Origin of the sequence: Nonomuraea wenchangensis, assembly GCF_900111685.1 — a bacterium.
Taxonomy (GTDB): Bacteria; Actinomycetota; Actinomycetes; order Streptosporangiales; family Streptosporangiaceae; genus Nonomuraea; species Nonomuraea wenchangensis.
In genome coordinates, this window is the sequence record NZ_FOHX01000021.1 from 16429 (window position 1) to 38284 (window position 21856).

A 21856-nucleotide genomic window follows, 5' to 3' on the forward strand; every position below is an offset into this window, starting at 1 on the left:
CGTACGGCGGCGAGAAGCAGCCCTACAGCCTGTTTCCCCAGGTCACCGAGCGCACACGTGACCGCCCGGCGTGCTCCGCGGCGATAAGCGGCCGGAGCCCGGCAGGACGGGCCGGGTTCGTACGACGCGCAACACAGCGGCGCCGCACAAGTACGAGAGCACCCCGGCCCATGAGAGCCCGGTCGGCCCGTGGTAGCCGGGGCCGGAGAAGGCGACGAAGATCAGCCCGGCCAGCACGGCGGCCAAGCCGACCACAGTCGCGCCATCGCGCCACGGACCGCGTCCCTCGGCGGGACGCAGCGCCGACCGCCGCAGTTCGATCCGCCCGAAGAGGGCGACCAGGACGGCGAGGACGACGGCACAAGCCGCGATCCACGGCACCCGCCACAGCAGCCACGCCGTGGAGTGCGGCGGAGGCTGCTGCAGCACACCGGTCGGGAACAGCAGAGCGGCCGCGACCGCCGCCGCCGTCATGTGCCAGAGGAACACAGTCAGGATGACCGCGTTGACCGCGATCACCACGCTCCACGGGCCCGTCCGGCGCAGCCATCGGTTGGCCGCGGGCGCAAGGGCCAGGACCAGTCCGGTCTGCGTGGCGGCGAGCGCCATCAGCGCCAGAGTCGGCGGGGCCGTGTTGTACCCGACCATGCCGACCGGGTACGGGCCCACCACGGTCAGTCCGATCAGGGCGACCAGGCCGCCGGCCGCGAGCGCGAGCGCCTTGCCGCGGCTCAGCCGCAGGAGCCCGTCCCGCCAGCAGAAGCCGAGCTGGTAGACCGCCATCCAGGCGAACAGGTACGTGCTCTGACCGACGACCGGCACGTGCAGGCCCCTCCGCAGCAGGTCGGCGACGGCGACGACGACCACCATCGCCAGCGGGGCGGCAATCCCCGCGCGGCGGTGCAGCGCGTGCAGCCACGGCGTGAGCACCACCAGGACGAAGTAGGCCAACAGGAACCACAGCGGGATGGAGGCAAGCCACGCCGCGTGGCCGAGCAGCTCGCTGCCCACCCCGGCCACCGTTGCGGCCACCGACACCAGCGGCAGCACCACGAACAGCGCGGTCGTCGGCCGCAGCAGCCGGTCGGTCCGCCTCAGCACCCAGCCGATGCCGTCGCCTCCGGAGGCGCGGTGCGACGCCATCGAGGCGCTGCCGGCGTAGCCACCGACCAGGAAGAAGATCGGCATCACCTGGAACAGCCAGGTGACCGGGTCCAGCCAGCTCAGGACGTCCAGCGCGTTGTACCCGGACAGCCTGCCGTCCCGGTAGGTCACCGCGACGACGAACCAGTGCCCGAACACCACCAGGCAGATGGCCAGCGCGCGCCACATGTCGACGCTGCGCTCACGACTCTCCGGCGTACGCGCCGCCAGGTCGCGCACCATCGCCGCCAACCCCCGCATGACTGCAACCCTCGCTCACCATGGATCATCGCGCGACACTTCGCCACCGGAGCGGAGGCACTGTTGACCCCGTCCCCCTGACCTGGGGTTTCTAATCGGCGTTCCACTGCGTGCGGCCGAGCCGTTCAAGCACCGACAGCCCCGGGGGGCTCTTGGCGCGCCCGAGGCTTCCGGCTCCCTTACCGGACAAGATCCACAATTACCGATTTTTCTAGATCAACAAGCTGTAGCTTGGGGCGATCCGTACGGGTAGCGCGTGCGCCGCCCATGAAGGAAGGACGATGTCATGCGACAGAAAGCCGCACGTTTCGGCGTGACACTGGCCGTGGCCGGCACCCTCGCCGCCGGCGCCCTGGCCGCCGCCCCGGCCGGCGCCACGACCACGGCCGCGGGCTGGGTCCCGTACCAGGCGTACCGGACGCTGACGAACTGCGTCAAAGCGGGGACGGCCAAGCTCGTCATGGAGAACTACAAAGAGTACGAGTGCCGCTGGGACAGCCCGTACTACATGCTCTGGCTGAGGAAGTAGTCGCGGGCGGGCGCGGCCGTACTCGGTCGCGCCCCGCGTGAGCCTGGCCTCGTGCAGCGGTTCAAGCGCGACAAGGCCAAGACCAGTGGACGAGTGGAAGCAGCGCATGTTCAACGTGTACCTGCGTCTGGTCGCCGATGACGGTGACCCGGAGACGGTGACCCAGGCGCTCGGTGTCGCACCCGACGAGTCCACCCGGCACGGCCGCCCGTCCTCCAAGACGGGCAGGCCGTACGGGTTCAGTTCATGGACCCTCGCACTCGGCCGGCAGGTGGGGTCGGACCAGCTGGACGAGGTGTTCGACAGGCTGACGGCCTGGGGCGACCGGGGCGCCCGTACGCTGCGCGATCTCGCCGGCGATCAGGGCTGGGAGGCGACGTTGATCGTGGTGCAGGAGTTCCGCGACGCCGAGGAGCCCCGGGAGAAGGGCATCTCGATGGGCGCCGACCTCATCCGCTGGCTGGCGGCGGCGCGGGCCGGTGTCGAGGTCGATCAATACCTCATGCTTCCGCCGGAGTGAGCCGCCCGCTGATACTCCGCGACCCATGTGCGCGAAGGCGCCTGCAGACAATTGTGGTCCAGGGCGAATCCCGATGCTCTTCTCCTGAAATGCGGGCACAGCATCCGCCTTTTGGTGAACACCCCGGTCGCACTCACTCCATGTGATACGTCAATGACGGTAGGAACCTACTGGAATTTCACTTGGAACGACCTGCGAACAAGCTTGATCACTCACCGCCGACCCCCTGTAGCAGGTTGTTGATGTCGAATGTGTCCGACCTGGGAGTTCGCGGATTCGTCGGCGTTCACTGGTTGAAGGACACTTGCAATTGACTGCGAAAGAATTGCCGCGGATGCCATTCAGTTCCAAGACAGTTTCAAGTCGCCGTACCTATACCTGAACCCAGTCAGACAACGGGGGCGTGCCTGTCGATATCTGCGGCGGGGCAACGGATCAACGCCGATGCCCGGCCCATTTATCGTCCGGCGGCTGCGCCAAGGGATGACGCATGTGGGGGTGCGGTTATGGACGAGCGCAAGGCGCGTGAAGACGAGATCGACGTCGATCGCCACGTACTGGAGGACATCGCCAGAGCGGCCTTGGCGCGAGCGGACCTGGTGGCGGTGGACGGCGAGGAGAACGCCGCCTCTTGGGAGTTCCGAAGCCGCCGGCCGTGGATGTACGTGACGCCGGACGGCGTGGCGCGCCAGGCGCAGGGCTGGAAGCTGCACGTCTCGGCGACGCCGCTGTCGGCCCCCGTGGTGCTCGCCCGCGTGGTGGAGGTGCTGGCGCGGCACCGCTGCCCCTTCAAGTTCGCGGCGACGCTGGCCGAGCTGTCCAACCTGGTGTCCAGGGAGCAGGACCGCGGAGCGGTGGGCAAGTTCGTCACCGTCTATCCGCCCGACGACCGGGCGGCGACCGCGATCGCCGAGGAGCTGCACGAGGCGACCATGGGCCTGCCCGGGCCGCGCATCCTGTCCGATCGCGCCTACAAGCCGGGCAGCCTGGTCCACTACCGCTACGGGGTGTTCTCGGCGCCTCTCGTGCTGGACAACGACGGCTCCTACGCCTCCCGGCTGACGGCCCCCGACGGCACGCTGGTGACCGACAAGCGCAACCCCTGGTACTCACCGCCGCCGTGGGCGTCCTGCCCCTTCGAGTCGGGCGAGGCTCCGGTCCGGTCGGCCGCGCCGGAGGCCGTGCTGCTCGCCGACCGGTTCGTGGTGCGTCAGGCCGTCCGGCACAGCGCCAAGGGCGGGGTGTTCCTGGCCGAGGACCGCGAAACCGGCGGGACCGTGATCGTCAAGCAGGCCCGGCCGCACATGGGCGCCAAGCTGAGCGGACGCGACGAGCGTGACAACTTACGTCACGAGTGGCAGATGCTCGGCCTGTTCGGGCCGCTCGGCATCACCGCGCGCAGGGTGGCGCTCTTCGACAAGGACGACAGCCTGTTCCTGGTGCAGGAGCGTGTCGAGGGGGCCGTGCTCACCGCCTGGGCGGGCGAGCGCCCACGCGAGACAGTGCTGCACCTGGTGGGGCGGCTCGTCGACCTGGTCGCGACGGTCCACGATCAGGGCTACATCGTGCGCGACCTGACCCCGAACAACGTCATCGTCACCGACGACGGCGACGTTCGGCTGATCGACCTGGAGACCGCGGCGATGCCCGGCACTCCGGTCGGGCGGGCCCGCACCCGCGGGTACGCGCCCCCGGAGCAGGAGCGGGCCCCCGCCCATGGGCCCTGCCCCGGCGTCGATGTGGACCTGTACGCGCTGGGCGCGACCGTGTTCTACCTGGTGACCGCGTGCCAGCCGATGTTGGCGCCCGACGAGGGCGAGCAGGTCAAACCGTGGGACTCCCGGGTCCGTACGCTGGTCGAGGTGGCCGTCTCAGGCGATCCCCTGGCCACTGAGCTGGCTCCCATGATCGTGGGTCTGATGGCGGAGGATCCTGCCCGGCGGTGGGATCTCGCCAGGGTCCGCACGTTCCTGTCCGGTCTGGTCACTGGTCCGCATTCGCCAGCCGTGGCGGGAGGCCGTCACCGGCTCGGCACCGCCGAGCAGGACCGGTTGCTGCACGACGGACTGGCGTACACCTGGCGCAGCATGTCCTCGGACTCCCCCGACAGCGGGAGGGGGCCGGAGGCGCGGCTGTGGCCCAGCGCCGCCGGGGCCGGGTACGGCGTCAACGCCGATCCGTGCGGCGTCCAGTACGGTGCGGCCGGCGTGCTCCACCTGATGGCCTCCGTGGTGGGGCCCGATGCCGTACCCCTGCCGCAGGAACTGCGCGCCCCGCTGACGACGGGTCTGCGTGACGGCGCCGGCTGGATGATCCGCCGGCTCGCGGATGAGCATCGCCCGTCACCGGGGCTGTATTTCGGCCGGGCCGGCATGGCCTGGTCCCTGCATGAGGCGGGCAGGGCGCTCGACGACCACGACGTACGCTCGGCGGCGCTCGGCCTCGCCCTCGACCTGCCGGTCAGCTGGCCGAACCCCGACATCTGCCATGGCCTGGCCGGGACGGGGATGGCGCTGTTGCACCTGTGGAACGCCACCGGTGACACGAGGCTCCGCGACCGGGCGGGCGAATGCGCCGACGAACTGCTCAAGGTCGCCCAACATACCCCCGACACGGTGTTGTGGGCCATCCCGCGGGATTTCGACTCCGCGCTGGCGGGGGTGGTGCACTACGGGTTCGCCCACGGCGTCGCCGGGATCGGCGCGTACCTGCTGGCGGCCGGCGTCGCGCTCGGACGCGAGGACTGCCTGGAGACGGCCGCCGCGGCCGGTCGTACCCTGATGGACGCGGCCGACCACCAAGGCGCGGCCGCGCTGTGGGCGGAGGGCCCACGCGGCGGGGCGAAGCTGTCCCACTGGTGCAACGGATCCTCGGGCGTAGGAACGTTCCTGGTACGCCTGCACGCGGCCACCGGCGACCGGCGCGCGCTGGAGGTGGCGCGGGCCGCCGCCGTCGCCGTACACGGCCACCGGCTGCGCTCCGGCACCGCGGCCTGTCACGGACTGGCCGGGGACGGGCAGTTCCTGCTGGACATGGCGGATCTGACCGGCGAGCCAGTCTACCGCGAGCAGGCCGGGGAACTGGCGAGCCTGTTGTGGGCGCGCGCCACGATGCGCGACGGGCTGCTCGTGGTGCCCGACGAGAACGGCCTTGCGGTGACGTTCGGCTGGAACACCGGGCTGGCCGGCGTGCTCGCCTTCCTGTGGCGGCTGCGCCACGGCGGGCCCCGCCCGTGGATGGCCGACGCCGCCTGGAGGGCGTCATGAGCCCCCTGCCGACGACCCCCACGGGCCTGCCCATAGAGCTCAGACGGATCAACTTCCGGTTCTCCGCCACAGGGGATCATGCCGCGTGCCTGACCGCCCATGGCCGCGCCCGGCTCATGCCGGAGCTGTGGGACCTCACCGGCCCCGCACCACGGCCACGCCTGGTGCCCACCAAGGACGGCGAGGACTCCTGGACCTTCCCGCTCCCGTTCCCGCTTCCGGCCGATGACGTCGGTGTGCTGCTCTGCCGCCACGGCAAGCAGTCCGCGCGGCTGCTGCTCGCCGTCCCCGGAACGGAGGGCGCGCCGGCCGAGGAGCACGAACTGTTCGCCTCGCGCCGCCCCGGGCTCGGGCTCATCGGCGGCATCGCGCCGGGCACCGCCGCCCTGCTGTTCGAGAACGGCGAAGGCCGCCGTACCAAGGTGTGGCGGGTGTCAGGGCACGCCGAGCCTCTTGAGCCGGTCGCCGAGCTGACCGGCGCGGCCGGCGGCGGGGTCTGGCTCGACGCGGACGGCCGGCGTCTCGCGCTGGCCCGTCCCGAGCCGGGGGCAGGTGGCACGTTCGTCCTCGACCTCGTCACCGGTCTCTCGGCGCCGCTCGAAGGACTGGCGGACGGCGAGCACCTGCTCATGGCCGCGCCGCGTACCGGGGTGCTCCTCACCGCGGCACGGCGGGACGGCGCGTTCCGTCTCGGCGTACGGCACCGCGACGACCCGGCGCCGACGGCGTTCCCCGAGCGGCTGAACCGCATCGAGGGCAGCGTCACCCCCTTGACCCTGGATCCCGGCGGACGGCACCTGGCCCTCTCGGTCACCCGCCGCAGCCGCTCCCACCTGCTGCTGCACGACCTCGTGGCGGACACCACCGTCGAGGCGGAGCTGCCGGCCGGGACCCTGCAGCCCACGGCCCGCTGGACCACCGGCGGACTGCACCTGCTGCACACCACGCCAGACCGCCCGCTCGGCGTGGTCACCCTGCCCGACCCGCTCCGGTCCCGCGCCCGCGCCACCGCCGAGGAGCACCCTGGACGCTGGACATCCGCGCGAACGGTCGACTACCCAGGCCCGGCCGGGCCCGTCGAGGCCGTCGTGTACGGCGATCCGGTGGCGAGCGAGCGGGTGGTCCTGGCGTTGCACGGTGGCCCGGAAGCCGCCTGGCACTTCGGTTTCGAGCCGTTGTTCCAGCGGATGGCCGCGGCCGGCATGGCGGTGGTCGCGCCCAATCAGCGAGGGAGCACCAGCTACGGCGCCGCGCACCGCGACGCCATCCGTGGCGCGTGGGGCGGCCCGGACCTCGCGGACATCCTTCACCTGGGGCGCACGCTGGCCGACGCCCGCGGCCCCGGCCGGCGACGGCCCATGCTGTACGGCATCAGCTACGGCGCCTACCTGGCCCTGCTGGCCGTCGCCGCGGAGCCGGACCTGTGGGCCAGAGCCGCCGTCATCGCACCCTTCCTGTCCGGCCGGGAGCTGTACCGGGACGGGCCGCCCAGCGTACGCGCGCTGCTCGACCGCCTCGGCGGCCAGGTGGAGCTCGACGACGATCTCGGCCCGCGCGACCTGGCCCGGCTGGCCGATCGCATGCGGCCACCGATCATGATCGTGCACGGTGAGCAGGACCCGATCATCCCGGTCACCCACTCCCGGCGGCTGCACAGCCGGCTGCTCGCGGCCGCCCACCCGGTGGCGCCGGTCTACCTGGAGATCCCCGGCTCCGACCACGACCCGCTGGTCTCCAGCGAGGGACACCTGGTCGCCGACCGGCTCATCGACTTCCTGAACGAAAGGGCCGCACCGACCGCCGGCCCACTCGCACTCCTGCGCGACGGCACGTCCGTACCCGCTTAGCAGGAGCCCCCACAAGCTCCGGCCTCGTCGTCGTGACGGGGCCGGTGGAAAGGCCGTCTCGAAACGAGCGGCACAACGGTTGACGAAAGGAAATCACCATGGAGCTCAACATCGACGCCCTCGACATGCTGCCCGCCGGCCAGGAGTCGGACCTGTACCCCTGTGTCATGACCTGGCTGTGCGACTGGACCTGCTACGCCACCTTCACCTCCTGACGAGGCGGCGGTCGTGACCAGCGTGCTCGGCCCTGATCGGGGCTGAGCACCGGAGGTGGTCCCGTTCCTGGACGTTCGTCGTCCCGGAACGGGACCACCGTTCATCGAACCCTCGCGAAGAGAGACGCCGCGTCAGGCGACGAGGAAAGGACCATGCCATGAGCACCCCACAGGGGCCCAGCGACGTCATCTGGGACATCACGTACGCCTGCCCGCTGCGCTGCGTGCACTGCTACTCCGAGTCCGGCAGACGCCCGGCCCGGCAGCTGAACCGGGACGAGATGCTCAGGGCCGCCGACGCGATCGTCTCGCTGCGCCCGCAGGCTGTGGAGTTCGCCGGTGGCGAGCCGCTGCTGGTCAGAGACCTCCTGGAGGTCGCCGGGCGGATCAGCGGAGCGGGGGTGGCGGTCAACCTCTACACGGGCGGATGGACCTTCGACCGCCGGTGGGCCGAAGAGGCGTCCGAAATCTTCTCCCGGATCACCGTGAGCGTGGATGGGGCGAGCGCCGGGGTGCACGACCGGATCCGCGGACGGGCCGGTTCGTACGAGCGGGCGATGCGCACGCTGGCCATCCTGGACGACGTCTCAGGGGAGCGCGTGGCGCGCGGCGCCGACCCGGTCGAGTTCGGGGTCGACTACGCGGTCGTGCGGTCCAACCTCCATGAGCTGGAGGAGTTCAGCCGCGCGGTCGCGCCCCGGTTCCCGAACCTGCGCTTCCTCACCTTCGCCGCCGCGGTGCCGTCCGGCCTCGCGAGCAGGAAGGACTTCGCCGAACATGAGCTGCTGGACTTCGACCGACTGCGCACGCTGGTGAGCCGCGAGCACGTCGAACGGCTGCGTTCCCTCGCCCCGCGCTCGGTGCAGCTCATGACGTCGAACAACATGATCTTGATGATGCACCCGGAACTCGTGAAGCGGCACGGCTTCCCCATGCTGCAGGTGGAGCCGGACGGCGAGGTCCGCGCGATGCCGATCTACGAGGGCACCGTCGGCAGCCTCCTCACCGAGGACGCCGGCACGCTGTGGGAGCGCGTCCAGGAAAGATGGAGCGACCCGTTCGTCGTGGAGACCCTGTCGGCGGTCCGCTCGATGCAGGACTGGGCCGAGGCGACCCGGCGCCTCGACTACCACTTCGGCACGGACGAGGTCCGCCGCCGCATCGACCGCCGCCCGCCGTACACGCTGGACGAACGGACGAGTGGCCAAGGGCACATCGCGTCCATGGCCGGCCCTGCCTCTGGTCACCAGCTCTGAACGGCCGACAAGCTCCCACAGCCGCCGGCGTTCTTCTGGACCCACGAACGTACGACTCCCCTGTCCGCATGACGCGGTTGGCATATGGGGACATCGCCTGCGTGCCGGCAGCAGGCCGGGCAAGGTGCTGCCCGTTGGCGGCAGCCTGGCGACGCGCCGCACGGGCTTGAGGTCAGGAGGTGGGTCGGATGCAGGAGTGCTGCGCCTCGAACCAGTCGGTGGCCATGTCGGTTCCCGTGAAGCGCCCGATCAGGGTCAAGGCGGAGCTGATGCTCTCCTCCCGGTCGACGCGATCGTCGAAGACGTCGTCCGCGCTGATCTGGAAGCGCAGCCCATCCATCAGGTGATCGAGTGCGTACGGGTCATCGCCGAAGCGTAACTCCGGCTGGGAAGGGCTGAATGAGGTCACCAGACGTCCGTCGCGGGCGTAATGGAGGTAGTCCCTGTTGCTGATGTCCACGCTGAGGCCGAAGGCCTCGCGACCGCCTGCGGTCGCGGACAGCAGATGCTCACGGTCGGCGTTCGCCGGCACGATGCTGATCCAGTCTCCGGCCTCGGCGACCCAGACCGATTCGTCGTCGATGTTCTGCTCGAGGATCTCACTGAGGTGGCACGGGGTGCGGGTGGAGAGGTCCAACTGGTAGATCGGAGCGAGGGCGTCGAGGTCCGCACCTTTGATCCAGACGGCGCTGAATCCCAGCGCCCACAGATCCATGTCGCCGTCGAGCCCTTCGGTGAAGAGGGTCGAGGCCAGAAGGTCGTGCAGGTAGGTCGGTGATTGCATGGCCGCCTCCTCACAGGTGGGTTACGGGTTGCCTTGACTGATTGTCATGAAGAAGGGGTCGGCGGGGCGCCTTCCTTGATCCTTACGAAGAAGGCGTTGCCCGGCCGGTTCTGCAGGCCCCCTTCGAGGGTTGCGTTGGGAAGGACACGATAGCGGGCGTAGAAAGCGCCCAGGTCGCGGCCGGCAGCCTGATTGTGATCCGTGCCCACCATGCGGAGTGAGGCGTTGAGAGAAGGAACCCAGACGCTGCCATTGGCCCAGACTGTGCCACTGCCCGTGCCGGGGTTGTTCTTCCCGGAGGAGTCGGCCGCGCTCGTACCCGAGCCCTCGTTCAAGCCATAGGCGGCCACGAGCCCTGTTCCCGGACGCCGGAAAAAGGGTTTGCCTGGGGGGTGGGCTCGGGGAAAAGTGGTGTGCATGAGGCTCTGACGACACCACTCCCCCGCTCTTCCGAGATGCCACGGCGCGCACTTCCCGCCGTGATGTCGCATGCCCACACCCTTGTTCCGCTTGTTCAGCGAAGAGAGCGTCTTTGTCTCAGCACCCTTCCCCCACGGCCACGGTCACCGTGTTCGCCTCCCCCACGAGCTGGATCGAGTCCGATGCCGTCGCACAGTGCCATCAGGTGGCCGCCCTCGACGGGATGATGCACGTCGCCGCCATGCCCGACCTGCACCCCGGCAAGGGCGCGCCCATCGGGGCGGCCATGACGTCGGCCGTCCTCTATCCGTTCCTGGTGGGCTCCGACATCGGCTGCGGGATCGCCGTGTTCCCCATCAAGCTCAGGCGGGTCGTGCCCGAGAAGCTGGCCGCGCGGTTCCCCGATCTCGATCGGGCGCCGGATGCCGATGATCCCGCCTGGGATGTGGTGAAGGGTGGCATTCCGGCCGGTCACGTCGAAGGGCTCGGGACGGTCGGCCGGGGCAACCACTTCGTGGAGCTGGCCCGGATCGGGACGGTCTTCGAGCCTGAGCACGCGAGCCGGCTCGGGCTCGATGCCGGTGACCTGGTGCTCGTCGTCCACAGCGGTTCGCGGGGGTTGGGCGAGCGGATCCTGCGGGCCCACACCGAGGTCCACGGCGCGGGTCCCGCGCCTGATCCCGCCGCCTATCTGGCGCTGCACGACGACGCCGTACGGTGGGGGTCGCTCAACCGGCGGCTGCTGGCCGCCCGCGTGGCCCACGCCCTGGGGGCCGAGCCCACCGAGCCGATCGTGGACCAGTGCCACAACCTGGTCGAGGTCCGCGACGGGCTCTACCTGCACCGCAAGGGCGCGGCGCCGGGTGACGGGCGCGACGTGCTCATCGCCGGTACGCGCGGCACCCCCTCCTACCTCGTGGCCGGGCACGCCGGGGCGGACGCCGGCCATTCCGTGGCCCACGGCGCGGGCCGCAAGATGTCGCGGGCGGACGCCCTGCGCCGGGGGCGGGCCAAGCACACGGTCGAGGAGCTGCGTCGTACGCCGGTGGGGTCGCTGGTGGTGTGCGGGGACCGGCAGCTGCTGTTCGAGGAGGCGCCGACGGCGTACAAGCGCATCGAGCAGGTGATCGCCGACCTCGTCGCCCATGGCCTGGCCACGCCCGTGGCCACCACGGTCCCGCTGGTCACGTACAAGACGGCCGAACTCGGAGCGGCGGACAAGAGCCGGCGCGGGCGGGGGCGTTCGTGAGCGTGCATCTGCTCCTGTCGGCCGGGCGCGGCCCTCAGGAGTGCGCGTGGGCGCTGGCCCGGCTGCTGCGCCGCCTGGAGGTGGACGCCGCCCGGCACGGCCTGGAGACCCATCGGGCCGACACCGTTCCCGGCGAACGGCCCGGCACCTACCGATCCGTCCTCGTCCGGATCTCCGGGGCGGGCGCCGAGGCGTTCGCCGCCTCGTGGACCGGGACTTTGTGCTGGCAGGCCCCCAGCCCGTACCGTGCCGGCGCCGGCCGCAAGAACTGGTACGTCACCGCCCAGCCGTGCCAGGTCGACGCCCCGCGCACGGCGTTCAGGGAGGCGGACGTCGACATCGTCGCCTGCCGCACCGGCGGTCCCGGCGGCCAGCATCGCAACAAGGCCAGCACGGCGGTGCGGGCCACCCACCGGCCCACCGGGATCGTCGTCGTGGTCGACACCGAGCGGCAGTTCAGTCTCAACCGGGGCATCGCGCTGCGGCTCCTGCGCGAGCGGATCGAGCAGGGCGACGAGGCGGCGGAGCGCGCCGTCACCGCCGCCCGCCGCCGCGTCCACGACGAGCTCGTACGCGGCGACCCCGTCCGCGTCGAGCGCCCGTCGTAGGGCGAGTCAGCGTTGCAGGCCGTCCCAGGACCAGCGGGGGATGCTCAAACCCTCCGGCACGTCGGCCGCTGACTCCGGATAGCGGGCCATGGTCGTGGTGGTGGCCCAGGCGAAGTAGTCGTGGAGCACCTGGCGGAGCGGCTCCCCCTCGGCCAGCCCCACGTCATCGAGAGCCTGGTCGAAGCAGGCGATCGCGCGGCGGTCCATCTCCTCGTGCTTGCCGTTGCCGCTGTGCAGGCGCACGACGAACGTCTCGTCGCCGCACTCCTTCGAGTAGCCGGCCGGCCCGCCGAGCGCCTCGGCCCAGTAGGCGGCCAGCCGTTCGCTGTGCCGAGGGTGGAAGCCATGGCTGAAGGCGTGGCCGACCACCTCGTCCACCATCACGCGGGCATGCCACGCCTCGGCGAGGCGGAGCAGGCCCTCGCTGCCGCCCGCGGCCGTGTAGACGGTCTCCATGCACCCGAGGATGCCAGGCCCCACCGACAATTCGCGGGTGCGCCGTGGTCAGGTGCGGGCGGGTGGGCGGAAGACCTGGTGGCTGTGCCAGGCGATGTGGTCCTGTTCGACCCTGGACAGGCTGGCCTGGGGTTCCCTGGCGGGGCGGCCCGCCAGGGAGAGGACCAGGTCACGGGAGGACTGCGAGCGGCCGGCGTACCTGGCTGAGACGGTGATCGTGCGCTCGGCGGTCAGGCCCAGGACGCCCTTGTCGAACAGTTTGTGGTGGATCGCGCACAGGCACAGGCCGTTCGCGACGTCGTCGGGGCCGTCGAAGGCCCACCAGCGTACGTGCGCCGCGTCCAGGCCGACCACCGTGCCGTCCAGCCAGCCCTCGTAGGAGCAGAAGGCGCAGCAGTACTCGTACGCCATGAGCACCCGGGCGCGGAAGGCCGGGTCGCGGCGTACGGCGGGTTTCGGGGCCTGCGCGGAGGTTTCGAGGTCCAGGCCGGCCAGCAGGCACAGGTCCGGGTGCAGGGACGGGGCGAAGTGCGCGTCCAGGAGGTGGCGGGCGATCCGCGCCAGCAGGCCCGGCTCCTCCGCCAGGGCACGCGCCAGGTCGGGATGGAGGCGGCCGGCGGCTCCGCTGTCGCGGAGCCGCCGCAGCCCGGGGCCCGGACTGCCCGGGCCGTGGCGGGTGTCGACCAGCCAGAGGCCGTCGGTCGTCAGGTGGTGGAACGGGTAGCCGGGGCTGGTCTCCCGGGGCGGGCCGTACTCCTTGAGCAGTTGTTTGAGCTCGGCCTCGGCGGCGCTGAACGGAATGGGCCGGTTGCCGTCACGCTGGAAGCGGCCCAGGGCGTACAGCAGGAGGAGCGGCTTGTGCGGGGCGCGCTCGCCTCCCCTGGTCCAGCGCCGGATCTCGGCGATCCGCTCGATCCAGTCCACGGTCGGCCAGTGTAGAGCGGTTCGCGCCTGTCAGGGGATGCGTCGCGCAGGCCGGGGGCCTTGCCGTACCAGATGCCGAGGACGCCGTCGTAGCGGGCGTCGTCGAAGGTGCCCGCGAGCTGGCTGCCCTCGACGGCGGTGGCGGCGCTCTCCTCGTTCAGCCCGGGGAGGAAGACGACGTCGCTCGCTTCGAGGAGCCGGCGCTGCCGGTGGAGCGGCCGGTGGTCCAGCGGAGGCCGCGTAGCCGCCGCGACGGCTGGCCGGATGACTAGTGGCTAGCTCTTTCACGACGCTTCGCTCTACGATCGCGTTCCGACAGCGTCAAGGTCAGGAGGCGGCGATGGGACGTGCGATCGAAGGGATGCCGGTGCTGGTCACCGGAGGGGGGTCGGGCATCGGCGAGGCGGTGGTCCACCGGCTGGTCGAGGCGGGCGCGAAGGTGACGCTCTCCGGCCGGCGGGCGGACCGCGTCGAGGCGGTCGCCGAGAAGGCCGGCCCCGGCGCGCGCGCCGTCGTCGGCGACGTCACCCGCGCCGAGGACCGCGAGCGCATGGTGGCCGCCGCCGTGGAGCACGGCGGCGGGCTGGAGGCGGTCGTGCACGCCGCGGGCAACATGTACCGCAGCGCGGTCACGGACCTCGACGAGCAGGCGCTGCACGACGTGTTCGCCTCCAACACGATCGGCCCGCTGATGCTGACCGCGCTCGCCGTGCCGCACCTGCGGGAGCGGTCCGGGGCCGTGGTGTTCTTCGGCTCGGTGCACACGCAGCGGGCCTTTCCCGGCGCGTCCCCGTACGCCGCCACCAAGGGCGCGCTGGAGACGCTGACCGGGGTGCTGGCCGCCGAGCTCGGCCCGCAGGGCGTACGGGTGAGCTGCGTGCGGCCGGGCGGGGTGCTCACCGAGATCAACCAGCGGGCCGGGCTGATGGACGACGCGACCGCCGCCGCGCGCATGCGCTCGCTCGGCCCCGCCCACGCCCTGGGCCGGTCGGGTACCGCCGACGAGGTCGCCGAGGCGGTCGAATACCTGCTGGCCGCCGAGTGGGCGACCGGCAGCGTCCTCACCATCGACGGCGGCCTCGGGCTGGGCGTCACGCACGCGTGACGCCCGCAGGCGGTCAGGAGACGGGCCGGCCGGGAAGCACCCAGTCGTCGGTGACGAGCTTCCAGGCCGAGCCGTCCCACTCGGCCACCTTCGCGCCGGTGGTGCCGACGTGCCCGCCGCCGGCCGCCGGACCGAACGTGATCGGCGGGTAGATCCCGGACTTGTGGTCCTTGAGGGACTCCGCGGTCTTCGTGAAGTTCGGCCAGCTCAGGTCGTCGCCCATGCGGGAGACGATCTCGAAGAAGATCCTGGTGTTCGCGTACGCCTGCAGCGCGTACGCGCTCCCCGCCTCGGACGGCGCGGCGGCCTGCTGGGCGGCGCGCCAGGCGGCGGCCTCGGGCGCGTCGGAGACCGGCAGCTCGGAGATGAGCGTGCCGTGGATGCCCTTCGCCGCCTCGCCCGCGGGGCCGAACGTGCCGGCGCTGCCGGTGGTCACCGTCGAGGACGTGCCCATGATCCGCGGCTCCCAGCCCAGCTCGCGGACCGCCTTCATGACCAGCGCCGACTGCGTGTTGTCGGTGCCGAGCACGATGGCCTCGGGGCCCGCGTCGCGTACCTTGAGCACCGCGGAGCTGACCTCGGTGGAGTTGGGCTCGGTGGTCTCGTTCGCGACGACCTCCAGCCCGGTGGCCGCCGCCTCCGCCTTGACGCCGTCGCGGATGGCGTGCCCGAGCTCGTTGTCCTGGTCGATGACGGCGAGCTTCTTGACGCCCTTGCCGGCGAGGAAGTCCACGATCACCCTGGCCTGGTCGTGCTGGCTGGCCGATCAGCACCCCGGCGAGCGCGGCGACCAGGCCCGCGGTGACCGCGGCGAGCGGCCAGGGCCAGCCCTGCGCGACCAGGTACGTCGTCGCGTACGCCCCGACGCCGAGGAACCCGGCCTGGGCGAGGGCGATCTGCCCGGACCCGCCCATGATGAGGACGAGTCCCAGCCCGGCGGTCGCCGTCACCATGACCAGGCACGCCTGGAAGAGCAGGTACGGGTTCACCAGGCCGGGCAGCGCGAGCACCACGACGATGGCGAGCAGCGCGATCGCCGTCTTGCTGGACGTCGAGACGTACGCGCCGGCCAGGTTCTCGGCGACGCCGAGCGCAAGCCCGCCGACGAACGCGCCGATCACGCTGGAGAACCCGCCGAGCGTCGCGGCGACGAAGCCCTTGATGAGCAGGCCGGAGCCGTTCTGGTCGGTGAGCAGCGACGCCTGGCCCTGGAGCAGCAGCGCGATCGTGGCGATCGCGCCCGCGAGCGCCCACGAGGTGCGGAACACCGTGGTGACCGAGACGCCGAGCAGCCGCGGCGTCACCCGGTCCTCGGCGATGGCCTGCATGCGCACGCCGAGCGGGGTGCGGAAGAACAGCACGAGCGCGACCGTCACCGCCAGCCCGGCGCCGATGCTGAGCAGCTGCTCGTAGGCCACGATGATCTGGCCGGCCACGGTGAACGAGCCCGCGAACGGCGAGTCGATCTTGCGGGGCTCGGAGCCCCACACGAGCTGGACGACCGCGTTGATCACCACGAACACCGCGATCGTCATCAGGACCGTGGCGAAGTGGTTCTCCGCCAGGATCGGGCGGATGGCCGTGCGCTCCACGACGACGGAGAGCACGACGCCGACGAGCAGCCCGGCGGGCACCGCCGCCCACCAGGACAGGCCGGCCCCGTCGATGAGCGCCCAGGTGCAGAACGCGGGTAACAGCCCCAGCTCCGCCATCGCGAAGTTGGGCACGTCGGTCGCCTTCAGCACGAGGACGATGGCGAGCGCCATGAGGGAGTATCAACTGCCCGCCTGCAGCCCGCTGATGATCTGTTGCCACACGGTTGCGCCTCCAGCGTTGGTCGTGAGGATGCTAACGCCTAAGGTGGAGAGGTAACAGACCCTATTTGGCGACGATGAGGGAGGGCGCGGCGCGGCCCCGGACACACGGACGGCGGGCACCCCGCAGGGGGATGCCCGCCGTCCGCCGCGGTCAGCTCCGGCCGCCGCCGTCTCCATTGGCCGCCTCCGTCGTCAGCCCTGGCCGCGCCCGCCCGGCGCGCCCGCCTTCCTGAGCAGCGTGGCCGCCGCGCCGTGGTCGGCGCGCAGCCGCGCCAGCGCCGGGTCCGACGTCCAGAAGGACTCGAAGTCGTCGGCCGCGAACCGCTCCACAATCAGGTGCATCGCGATGTCGTGGCGGACGTACTCGACCGCCACCAGCACCACGGCGGGGTCGTCGGTGTAGACGCCCCAGGCGTCCTCGTTGACCACGCCGCCGATGACCGCCTGCCGCCGGTCGGCGACGACGACGAGCAGCCGGCAGCCGAGGTTCTCCAGCGCCACCTGCGGGCTGGAGAAGCGGTGCGGGGTGGTGTGGCCGACCGGGTCGGGGTCCTCGCCGAAGACGACGGTGGACACGTCGACGCCCTCGGCCTGCGCGCGGCGGGCGAGCGGCTTGAGCGGCTCCAGCTCCGCCGGCCAGCCGGACAGGAACAGGTCGCGGCGCGCGGCGGCGACGACGTCCTCGGCCCTGGTGAGCAGGGAGGACCGGTCGGCGAGGTTGTGGATCAGCCGCACCTCGGCGGGCGCGGCCACCTCGGGCAGCGTCTCGCTCAACGTGGTGATCGACTGGTCGAACTCGCGGCGCATGCGGTCGAGCAGCGACGCCGGCGGCAGCGAGATGTAGCCGACGCCCGCCTCGCCGAGCCGTACCTCGTAGGCGGCGCCCCGGCTGACCAGCTTGCCCAGCGTCTCGTAGACCGTGCTGCGCGGCACGCCGGAGCGTTTGGCCACCTCGTAGCCGTTGAGCGGCGTGCCGGCGGCCACGAGCGCGACGTAGGCCTTGGCTTCGTAGCCGGACATGCCGAGACGCTGAAGCTCTTCGATCACTCTCTGCTGGGACACTTCGCCATCGTCGCACTCCCCCGGCCTGAGGACGAATCGCGAGGACCGCCTCCCCGCGGCCGGGCCGGCAGGGCCAGTCTAGTCAAGACTTCGAATAGTCGTTAACCTTCCAACGCATAACGAGGTTCAAGGGGGTCCCCATGGCCGACAGCATCTTGATCACCGGAGGCGCCGTCCTCGACGGGACCGGCGCGCCACCACGGGCGGGCGAGGCGGTGCTGGTGCGGGGCGACCGCATCGCCGCCCTCGGCGCCGACGCCCTCGCCCAGGCCGAGACGGACGGCGTGGACGAGCGCGTGGACGCCACCGGCCGCACGGTCATGCCGGGGCTGATCGACGCCCACACCCACCTCAGCTTCGGCGAGCCGACCGGCAACGACGAGCTCTTCCACCACCGGACCCAGGGCTACAGCTCCATGTTGTCGGCGTACCACGCCCGCAAGGTGCTGCGCGCGGGCGTCACCGGCGTGCTCGACGCCGACTGCCTCTGGTCCATCGGCGTCGAACTGCGCGACGCCATCGAGACCGGCATCGTGGAGGGCCCGCGCATGCGCGCGGGCGGCCAGGCGCTGATGACGATGCTCGGCGGCACGGCCGGCCGGATGATCGCCGACGACGGCACCACCGGCTACGCGACCGTCGTGCACAACCGGGACATGATGGTCAGGGAGGTACGCCGCCAGATCAAGCACGGCGTCGACTGGATCAAGATCATGGTCACCGGCCAGATCCCGACCATGAAGGGCCCCGAGGTCAAGGTCTGGAACCTCGACGAGCTGCGGGCCGTGTGCGACACCGCCCACGAGCTGAACACCAAGGTCGTCGCTCACTGCCGCAACTCCGACAGCACCCGCGACGCCGCGCGGGCCGGCGTCGACCTGATCTACCACGCCTCGTACATGGACGACGAGGCCCTGGAGGCGGTCGTCGAGTCGGGCAGCGCGCTCTGCCCGACGTTCACGCTGCTCGGCAACCTCGCCGACTACGGCGCCAAGGTGGGCAGCGCGCCCGAGCTGCTCGACGTCTTCCGCGCCGAGATCGAGATCACCGCCGCGCAGATGGCGAAGGCGCACGCGGCCGGGGTGCCGTTCCTCGCCGGCTCCGAGACCGGGTTCGCGGTCACCCCGGTCGGCGAGTGGCACGCGCGCGAGCTGGAGATGTTCGTGCAGTACATGGGGATGAGCCCCATGGACGCGATCGTCGCCGCCACCCGCAACGGCGCGTCCGCCCTGCGGATGGAGGGCCAGGTCGGCACCCTGGAGGCGGGCCGGCTGGCCGACATCCTCGTCGTGGACGGCGACCCGCTCCAGGACGTCACGATCCTCCAGGACCGTTCCCGCCTGGCCGAGGTGATCAAGGGCGGGCGGCGCGTGGACCTCGTCACGCCGATCCCCGAGCGGCGCATGCGCTCCACCGACCAGGTCCGCTTCCTCGCCTCCTGCCCGCTCACCCGCGGCCTCGCGCTGACGGAGGAGCAACTGGAGAAGCTGGCCCATGTCTGACCGCCCCGCGCTCCGGCGCGCGCCGGTGATCGACGTGCACGCCCACGCCGTCCTGGAGGTCGGGCCCGGGGCGGAGCTCGGCACGTCGCCCGACGGCACGCCGTTCTACCGCGTCGGCGACTACGTGCTCCACGGGGTGCGCTACGCGGGCACCTCGTTCATGGACGTGGACCTGCGCGTCGCGGCCATGGACGAGGCGGGCATCGACGTGCAGCTGCTCTCGCCCAACCCGCTCACCTACTTCAACCGGCTGGAGCCGGGCGCGGCGGCGGCGTACGCGCGGGCGCACAACGACGCGCTCGCCGCGCTGGCGGCCCGGTACCCGGCCCGGCTGCTCGCCGCCGCCCAGCTCCCCGCGCAGGACGTCGCGGCGTCGGTCGCCGAGGCCCGCCGCGCCGTGCGCGAGCTCGGCATGGCGGCCGTCTACCTCGACACCGACCCCGCCGGCCGCACCCTCGACGACCCGGACCTCGACCCGCTCTACGAGGCGCTGGTCGAGCTGGACGTGCCGCTGTTCGTGCACCCGTCGCCGCTCGGCCCCGACGGCCCGCCGGAGGACCCCCGGCTGCGGCGCTTCGACCTCGACCTGCTGCTCGGCTTCGCCCGCGACGAGACGCTTGCGGTGGCCGCGCTGGTCTTCGGCGGCGTGCTCGACCGGCACCCCGGGCTGGACGTGTGCGTCTCGCACGGCGGCGGGGCCGCGCCGTTCGTGGCCGGGCGCTTCGCTCGCGCGGTCGGCAAGCGCGTCTGGGCGGGAGACCGGCTGCGGGAGAACGGGTTCGAGCACTACTACCGCCGCCTGTGGTTCGACACCCACGTGCACGACGCGGACGCGCTCGCCCTGCTCGCCGCGCGGGCCGGCACCGGGCGGCTGGTGTTCGGCACCAACTTCGCCGGCTGGGACTCCGGCGCGCACGAGACCCCGGACCTCGATCCCGCGCTGCTCGCCGCGAACGCCGCCCGGCTCCTGCGCCGCAAGGAATGGCTCCCTATGACCGCGCCCGCGCGGACGGCGTGAGGACGACCGTGCGTGCCGTCGTCCTGTCCGGTGGGCTCACCCACGACTTCCCCGCCACCACCGCCTGCCTGGTGGAGCTGCTCGCCGAGCGGCGGCTCGCCGCCGAGGTGCACACCGACGTGGACGCGGCGCTGCGCGCCCTGCCCGGCGCGGCGCTCCTGGTGGTCAACGCCCTGCGCTGGACGATGACCGGGCCCGGCACCCCGGACCGCTACCGGCGGCTCGCCGGGGCCGAGGGGGCGAGCCCGTCGCCGGGCGCGCGGGCCGCGCTGGCCGCCCATCTCGCGGCGGGCGGCGGCGTGCTCGGGATGCACACGGCGGCCATCTGCTTCGACGACTGGCCCGAATGGGGACGTACGCTCGGCGGCTCCTGGGTGTGGGGCCGCTCGCACCACCCGCCGCTGGGGCCGGCCGTCACGGTGCGGCCGACGCCGGCGGCGCACGAGCTGGTGGCGGGCATCGGGCCGTTCACCGTCGTGGACGAGGTCTACGGCGACCTGGAACGCGTGCCGGGGCTCGTCCCCCTGCTGACCGCGCGGCAGCCGGGCGGGCCGGACGCCGAGCACCCCCTGCTGTGGGCGCGTGAGCACGGCGGCGGGCGGGTGGTCTACGACGCGCTGGGGCACCATCCGGCGTCGTACGAGGTGCCGGAGCACCGGGAGATCGTCCGGCGGGCGATCCGCTGGACCACCACCGGCTGACCCAGGGCCGGGCGCGGGAGCCGCCCGCGCCCGCCCTCCTCCGCCTCGTCAGCTTCCGCCGGGGCCGACCGAGTCCACCGACTGAGGGCGCGGCAGGGCGGCCAGGGTGCTCTTGATCAGCCCGCCGTCCACCGCGAGGGTCTGGCCGGTGACGTACCCGGCCTTCTCGGAGCCGAGGAAGAGCACCGCCGCCGCGATGTCCTCGGCGGAGCCCAGGCGGGCGAGCGGCACCGCGCCCTCGCGGACCCGCCGCACCTCGGCGTCGGCGTAGATGGCGTCCGACATGCCCGCGTGGATCAGGCCGGGGGCGACGCAGTTGACCCGGATGCCGAGCCTCGCCCACTCCATCGCCATGTGCTCGGTCAGCCGGACGATGCCCGCCTTGCTGGCCGAGTACGCCCCCGCGTGGGGCGCGGCGGCGAGCCCGTTGACGGAGGCGAGGTTGACGATCGCGCCCCCTCCGGCCTTCCCCATAGGCCCGGCCAGCGTCCGCGCCACGATGAACGTGCCGGTCAGGTTGACCCGCAGCGCGCTCTCCCATTCGGCGAGCGGCAGGTCCAGCAGCGGCCCGAACCGGACGATCCCGGCGTTGTTCACCACCAGGCGTGGCGGCTCAGGCAGCAGCGCCGCCGCGGCGCGTACGGACTCCTCGTCGGCGACGTCCACGGCCGAGGGCACGCACCCGTCGCCGATCTCCGCCGCGGTGCGTTCGACGGCCGGGCCGTCGATGTCCCACGCGGCGACCCGGTAGCCGGCCTTCACCGCGAACTCGGCGATCACGGCCCCGATGCCCTGTGCCGCCCCCGTGACCACGGCCCATTCTGTCATTCCGTCTCTCCCCTGCTCTGCCTGGCCGGGCGGTCTCGATCGCCCGGCTCCAGGCGTCGTCTTCACTACAGCAGCGCCTGGTAGGCGCCGCCGTCGACCGGCAGCGCCGCGCCCGTGAGGTAGCCCGCGTGGGCCGAGCACAGGAACGCGACGACCGCGCCGAGCTCGGCCGGCTCGCCGAGCCGCCCCGCCGGCACGTCGCCCAGCGGCGGGCGCTCGCCGTACACCTGTGTGACGCGCTCGGTCCTGTGGAGGCCGGGTTGCACGGAGTTGACCGTGATCCCGTCGGCTCGGCGGCCCTTGATCCCCAGGTCCACGGCTACTCGGGGTGCCGAGCGGCGAGTC

The 21856-nt window shown here is 72.1% G+C and carries 21 protein-coding genes and 1 pseudogene; 12 read left to right on the plus strand and 10 right to left on the minus strand.

The annotated features are described in order from the left end of the window. Positions 1–42 precede the first annotated feature (42 nt). Positions 43–1404 (minus strand): acyltransferase family protein, encoded by a 1362-nt coding sequence (locus tag BMW85_RS41060; RefSeq protein WP_245775363.1) that lies wholly within the window; start codon positions 1402–1404, stop codon positions 43–45. A 286-nt stretch (positions 1405–1690) separates the two neighbouring features. On the opposite strand from BMW85_RS41060, the gene BMW85_RS50030 reads away from it, so the two are divergent. From BMW85_RS50030 to BMW85_RS41085, 6 genes are all read left to right on the plus strand, one after another. Then, positions 1691–1933, plus strand: coding sequence for a hypothetical protein (locus tag BMW85_RS50030; protein WP_091092615.1), 243 nt, complete (start codon positions 1691–1693; stop codon positions 1931–1933). An 85-nt stretch (positions 1934–2018) separates the two neighbouring features. Further along, positions 2019–2453 carry a DUF4279 domain-containing protein gene (locus tag BMW85_RS41070; protein ID WP_177241142.1) on the plus strand — a complete coding sequence of 145 codons (435 nt, stop codon included), beginning with the start codon at positions 2019–2021 and terminating at the stop codon, positions 2451–2453. 506 nt (positions 2454–2959) lie between these two features. After that, a complete protein-coding gene (gene lanL, locus BMW85_RS41075; protein ID WP_091092618.1) occupies positions 2960–5719 on the plus strand; it encodes a class IV lanthionine synthetase LanL in 2760 nt (919 codons plus the stop codon). Beyond that, positions 5716–7566 (plus strand): alpha/beta hydrolase family protein, encoded by a 1851-nt coding sequence (locus BMW85_RS41080; protein WP_143082580.1) that lies wholly within the window; start codon positions 5716–5718, stop codon positions 7564–7566. Before lanL ends, BMW85_RS41080 begins: the two co-directional genes overlap by 4 nt. Before the next feature lie 98 nt (positions 7567–7664). Beyond that, the gene (locus BMW85_RS50630; RefSeq protein WP_218156158.1) at positions 7665–7781 is read left to right on the plus strand and encodes an ALQxL family class IV lanthipeptide; all 117 of its coding nucleotides are present in this window, start codon (positions 7665–7667) and stop codon (positions 7779–7781) included. Between the two features lie 158 nt (positions 7782–7939). Beyond that, the gene (locus BMW85_RS41085; protein WP_091092622.1) at positions 7940–9037 is read left to right on the plus strand and encodes a radical SAM protein; all 1098 of its coding nucleotides are present in this window, start codon (positions 7940–7942) and stop codon (positions 9035–9037) included. 172 nt (positions 9038–9209) lie between these two features. Here the strand turns inward: BMW85_RS41085 and BMW85_RS41090 are convergent, their stop codons facing one another. Both BMW85_RS41090 and BMW85_RS48935 read right to left on the minus strand, forming a co-directional pair. Further along, on the minus strand, positions 9210–9821 hold the full coding sequence (locus BMW85_RS41090) for a DUF6461 domain-containing protein (RefSeq protein WP_091092623.1): 612 nt from the start codon (positions 9819–9821) through the stop codon (positions 9210–9212). Positions 9822–9865: 44 nt separating this feature from the next. Further along, on the minus strand, positions 9866–10171 hold the full coding sequence (locus BMW85_RS48935; protein ID WP_143082581.1) for a hypothetical protein: 306 nt from the start codon (positions 10169–10171) through the stop codon (positions 9866–9868). A 182-nt stretch (positions 10172–10353) separates the two neighbouring features. Between BMW85_RS48935 and BMW85_RS41095 the strand changes: the two genes are divergently transcribed. After that, complete coding sequence (locus BMW85_RS41095) at positions 10354–11490, plus strand: RNA ligase RtcB family protein (protein WP_091092625.1); 1137 nt, start codon at positions 10354–10356, stop codon at positions 11488–11490. Next, positions 11487–12098, plus strand: coding sequence for a peptide chain release factor H (prfH, locus tag BMW85_RS41100; RefSeq protein ID WP_091092626.1), 612 nt, complete (start codon positions 11487–11489; stop codon positions 12096–12098). The genes BMW85_RS41095 and prfH overlap by 4 nt, the downstream gene beginning before the upstream one ends. 6 nt (positions 12099–12104) lie before the next feature. Here prfH and BMW85_RS41105 read toward each other — a convergent pair whose 3' ends face one another. After that, positions 12105–12554, minus strand: coding sequence for a group II truncated hemoglobin (locus BMW85_RS41105; protein WP_091092628.1), 450 nt, complete (start codon positions 12552–12554; stop codon positions 12105–12107). A gap of 48 nt (positions 12555–12602) precedes the next feature. Continuing rightward, on the minus strand, positions 12603–13478 hold the full coding sequence (locus BMW85_RS41110; RefSeq protein ID WP_091092630.1) for a phosphorothioated DNA-binding restriction endonuclease: 876 nt from the start codon (positions 13476–13478) through the stop codon (positions 12603–12605). Positions 13479–13818: 340 nt separating this feature from the next. On the opposite strand from BMW85_RS41110, the gene BMW85_RS41115 reads away from it, so the two are divergent. Next, positions 13819–14583 carry an SDR family NAD(P)-dependent oxidoreductase gene (locus BMW85_RS41115; RefSeq protein WP_245775364.1) on the plus strand — a complete coding sequence of 255 codons (765 nt, stop codon included), beginning with the start codon at positions 13819–13821 and terminating at the stop codon, positions 14581–14583. Positions 14584–14596: 13 nt separating this feature from the next. Here BMW85_RS41115 and BMW85_RS41120 read toward each other — a convergent pair whose 3' ends face one another. The 3 genes and pseudogenes from BMW85_RS41120 to BMW85_RS41135 all read right to left on the minus strand — a co-directional run bounded on the left by BMW85_RS41120 (position 14597) and on the right by BMW85_RS41135 (position 17462). Then, complete coding sequence (locus tag BMW85_RS41120) at positions 14597–15322, minus strand: ABC transporter substrate-binding protein (RefSeq protein WP_245775365.1); 726 nt, start codon at positions 15320–15322, stop codon at positions 14597–14599. Between the two features lie 82 nt (positions 15323–15404). Then, a pseudogene (locus tag BMW85_RS52400) lies at positions 15405–16349 on the minus strand (branched-chain amino acid ABC transporter permease); the annotation flags it as partial. 243 nt (positions 16350–16592) lie between these two features. Beyond that, a complete protein-coding gene (locus tag BMW85_RS41135; RefSeq protein ID WP_281249678.1) occupies positions 16593–17462 on the minus strand; it encodes a TrmB family transcriptional regulator in 870 nt (289 codons plus the stop codon). A 140-nt stretch (positions 17463–17602) separates the two neighbouring features. Between BMW85_RS41135 and BMW85_RS41140 the strand changes: the two genes are divergently transcribed. From BMW85_RS41140 to BMW85_RS41150, 3 genes are read left to right on the plus strand one after another with little or no spacing between them, the layout of a single operon-like run. Further along, positions 17603–18964 carry a metal-dependent hydrolase family protein gene (locus BMW85_RS41140; RefSeq protein ID WP_091092633.1) on the plus strand — a complete coding sequence of 454 codons (1362 nt, stop codon included), beginning with the start codon at positions 17603–17605 and terminating at the stop codon, positions 18962–18964. Next, the gene (locus tag BMW85_RS41145; RefSeq protein WP_091092634.1) at positions 18957–19982 is read left to right on the plus strand and encodes an amidohydrolase family protein; all 1026 of its coding nucleotides are present in this window, start codon (positions 18957–18959) and stop codon (positions 19980–19982) included. Before BMW85_RS41140 ends, BMW85_RS41145 begins: the two co-directional genes overlap by 8 nt. Before the next feature lie 8 nt (positions 19983–19990). Beyond that, complete coding sequence (locus tag BMW85_RS41150) at positions 19991–20683, plus strand: ThuA domain-containing protein (protein WP_091092855.1); 693 nt, start codon at positions 19991–19993, stop codon at positions 20681–20683. Positions 20684–20731: 48 nt separating this feature from the next. On the opposite strand, the gene BMW85_RS41155 is transcribed toward BMW85_RS41150, so the two are convergent. Then, positions 20732–21511 carry an SDR family NAD(P)-dependent oxidoreductase gene (locus BMW85_RS41155; RefSeq protein ID WP_177241143.1) on the minus strand — a complete coding sequence of 260 codons (780 nt, stop codon included), beginning with the start codon at positions 21509–21511 and terminating at the stop codon, positions 20732–20734. A gap of 65 nt (positions 21512–21576) precedes the next feature. Further along, positions 21577–21828 (minus strand): SDR family oxidoreductase, encoded by a 252-nt coding sequence (locus tag BMW85_RS41160; protein WP_245775366.1) that lies wholly within the window; start codon positions 21826–21828, stop codon positions 21577–21579. Positions 21829–21856 lie beyond the last annotated feature (28 nt).

What these genes read in the sequence shown, in the direction of transcription:
- BMW85_RS41060 (WP_245775363.1), bottom strand. Translation starts at nt 1,404, where the DNA reads ATGCGGGGGTTGGCGGCGATGGTGCGCGACCTGGCGGCGCGTACGCCG.
- BMW85_RS50030 (WP_091092615.1), top strand. Translation starts at nt 1,691, where the DNA reads ATGCGACAGAAAGCCGCACGTTTCGGCGTGACACTGGCCGTGGCCGGC.
- lanL (WP_091092618.1), top strand. Translation starts at nt 2,960, where the DNA reads ATGGACGAGCGCAAGGCGCGTGAAGACGAGATCGACGTCGATCGCCAC.
- BMW85_RS41080 (WP_143082580.1), top strand. Translation starts at nt 5,716, where the DNA reads ATGAGCCCCCTGCCGACGACCCCCACGGGCCTGCCCATAGAGCTCAGA.
- BMW85_RS50630 (WP_218156158.1), top strand. Translation starts at nt 7,665, where the DNA reads ATGGAGCTCAACATCGACGCCCTCGACATGCTGCCCGCCGGCCAGGAG.
- BMW85_RS41085 (WP_091092622.1), top strand. Translation starts at nt 7,940, where the DNA reads ATGAGCACCCCACAGGGGCCCAGCGACGTCATCTGGGACATCACGTAC.
- BMW85_RS41090 (WP_091092623.1), bottom strand. Translation starts at nt 9,821, where the DNA reads ATGCAATCACCGACCTACCTGCACGACCTTCTGGCCTCGACCCTCTTC.
- BMW85_RS41105 (WP_091092628.1), bottom strand. Translation starts at nt 12,554, where the DNA reads ATGGAGACCGTCTACACGGCCGCGGGCGGCAGCGAGGGCCTGCTCCGC.
- BMW85_RS41115 (WP_245775364.1), top strand. Translation starts at nt 13,819, where the DNA reads ATGGGACGTGCGATCGAAGGGATGCCGGTGCTGGTCACCGGAGGGGGG.
- BMW85_RS41140 (WP_091092633.1), top strand. Translation starts at nt 17,603, where the DNA reads ATGGCCGACAGCATCTTGATCACCGGAGGCGCCGTCCTCGACGGGACC.
- BMW85_RS41145 (WP_091092634.1), top strand. Translation starts at nt 18,957, where the DNA reads ATGTCTGACCGCCCCGCGCTCCGGCGCGCGCCGGTGATCGACGTGCAC.
- BMW85_RS41155 (WP_177241143.1), bottom strand. Translation starts at nt 21,511, where the DNA reads ATGACAGAATGGGCCGTGGTCACGGGGGCGGCACAGGGCATCGGGGCC.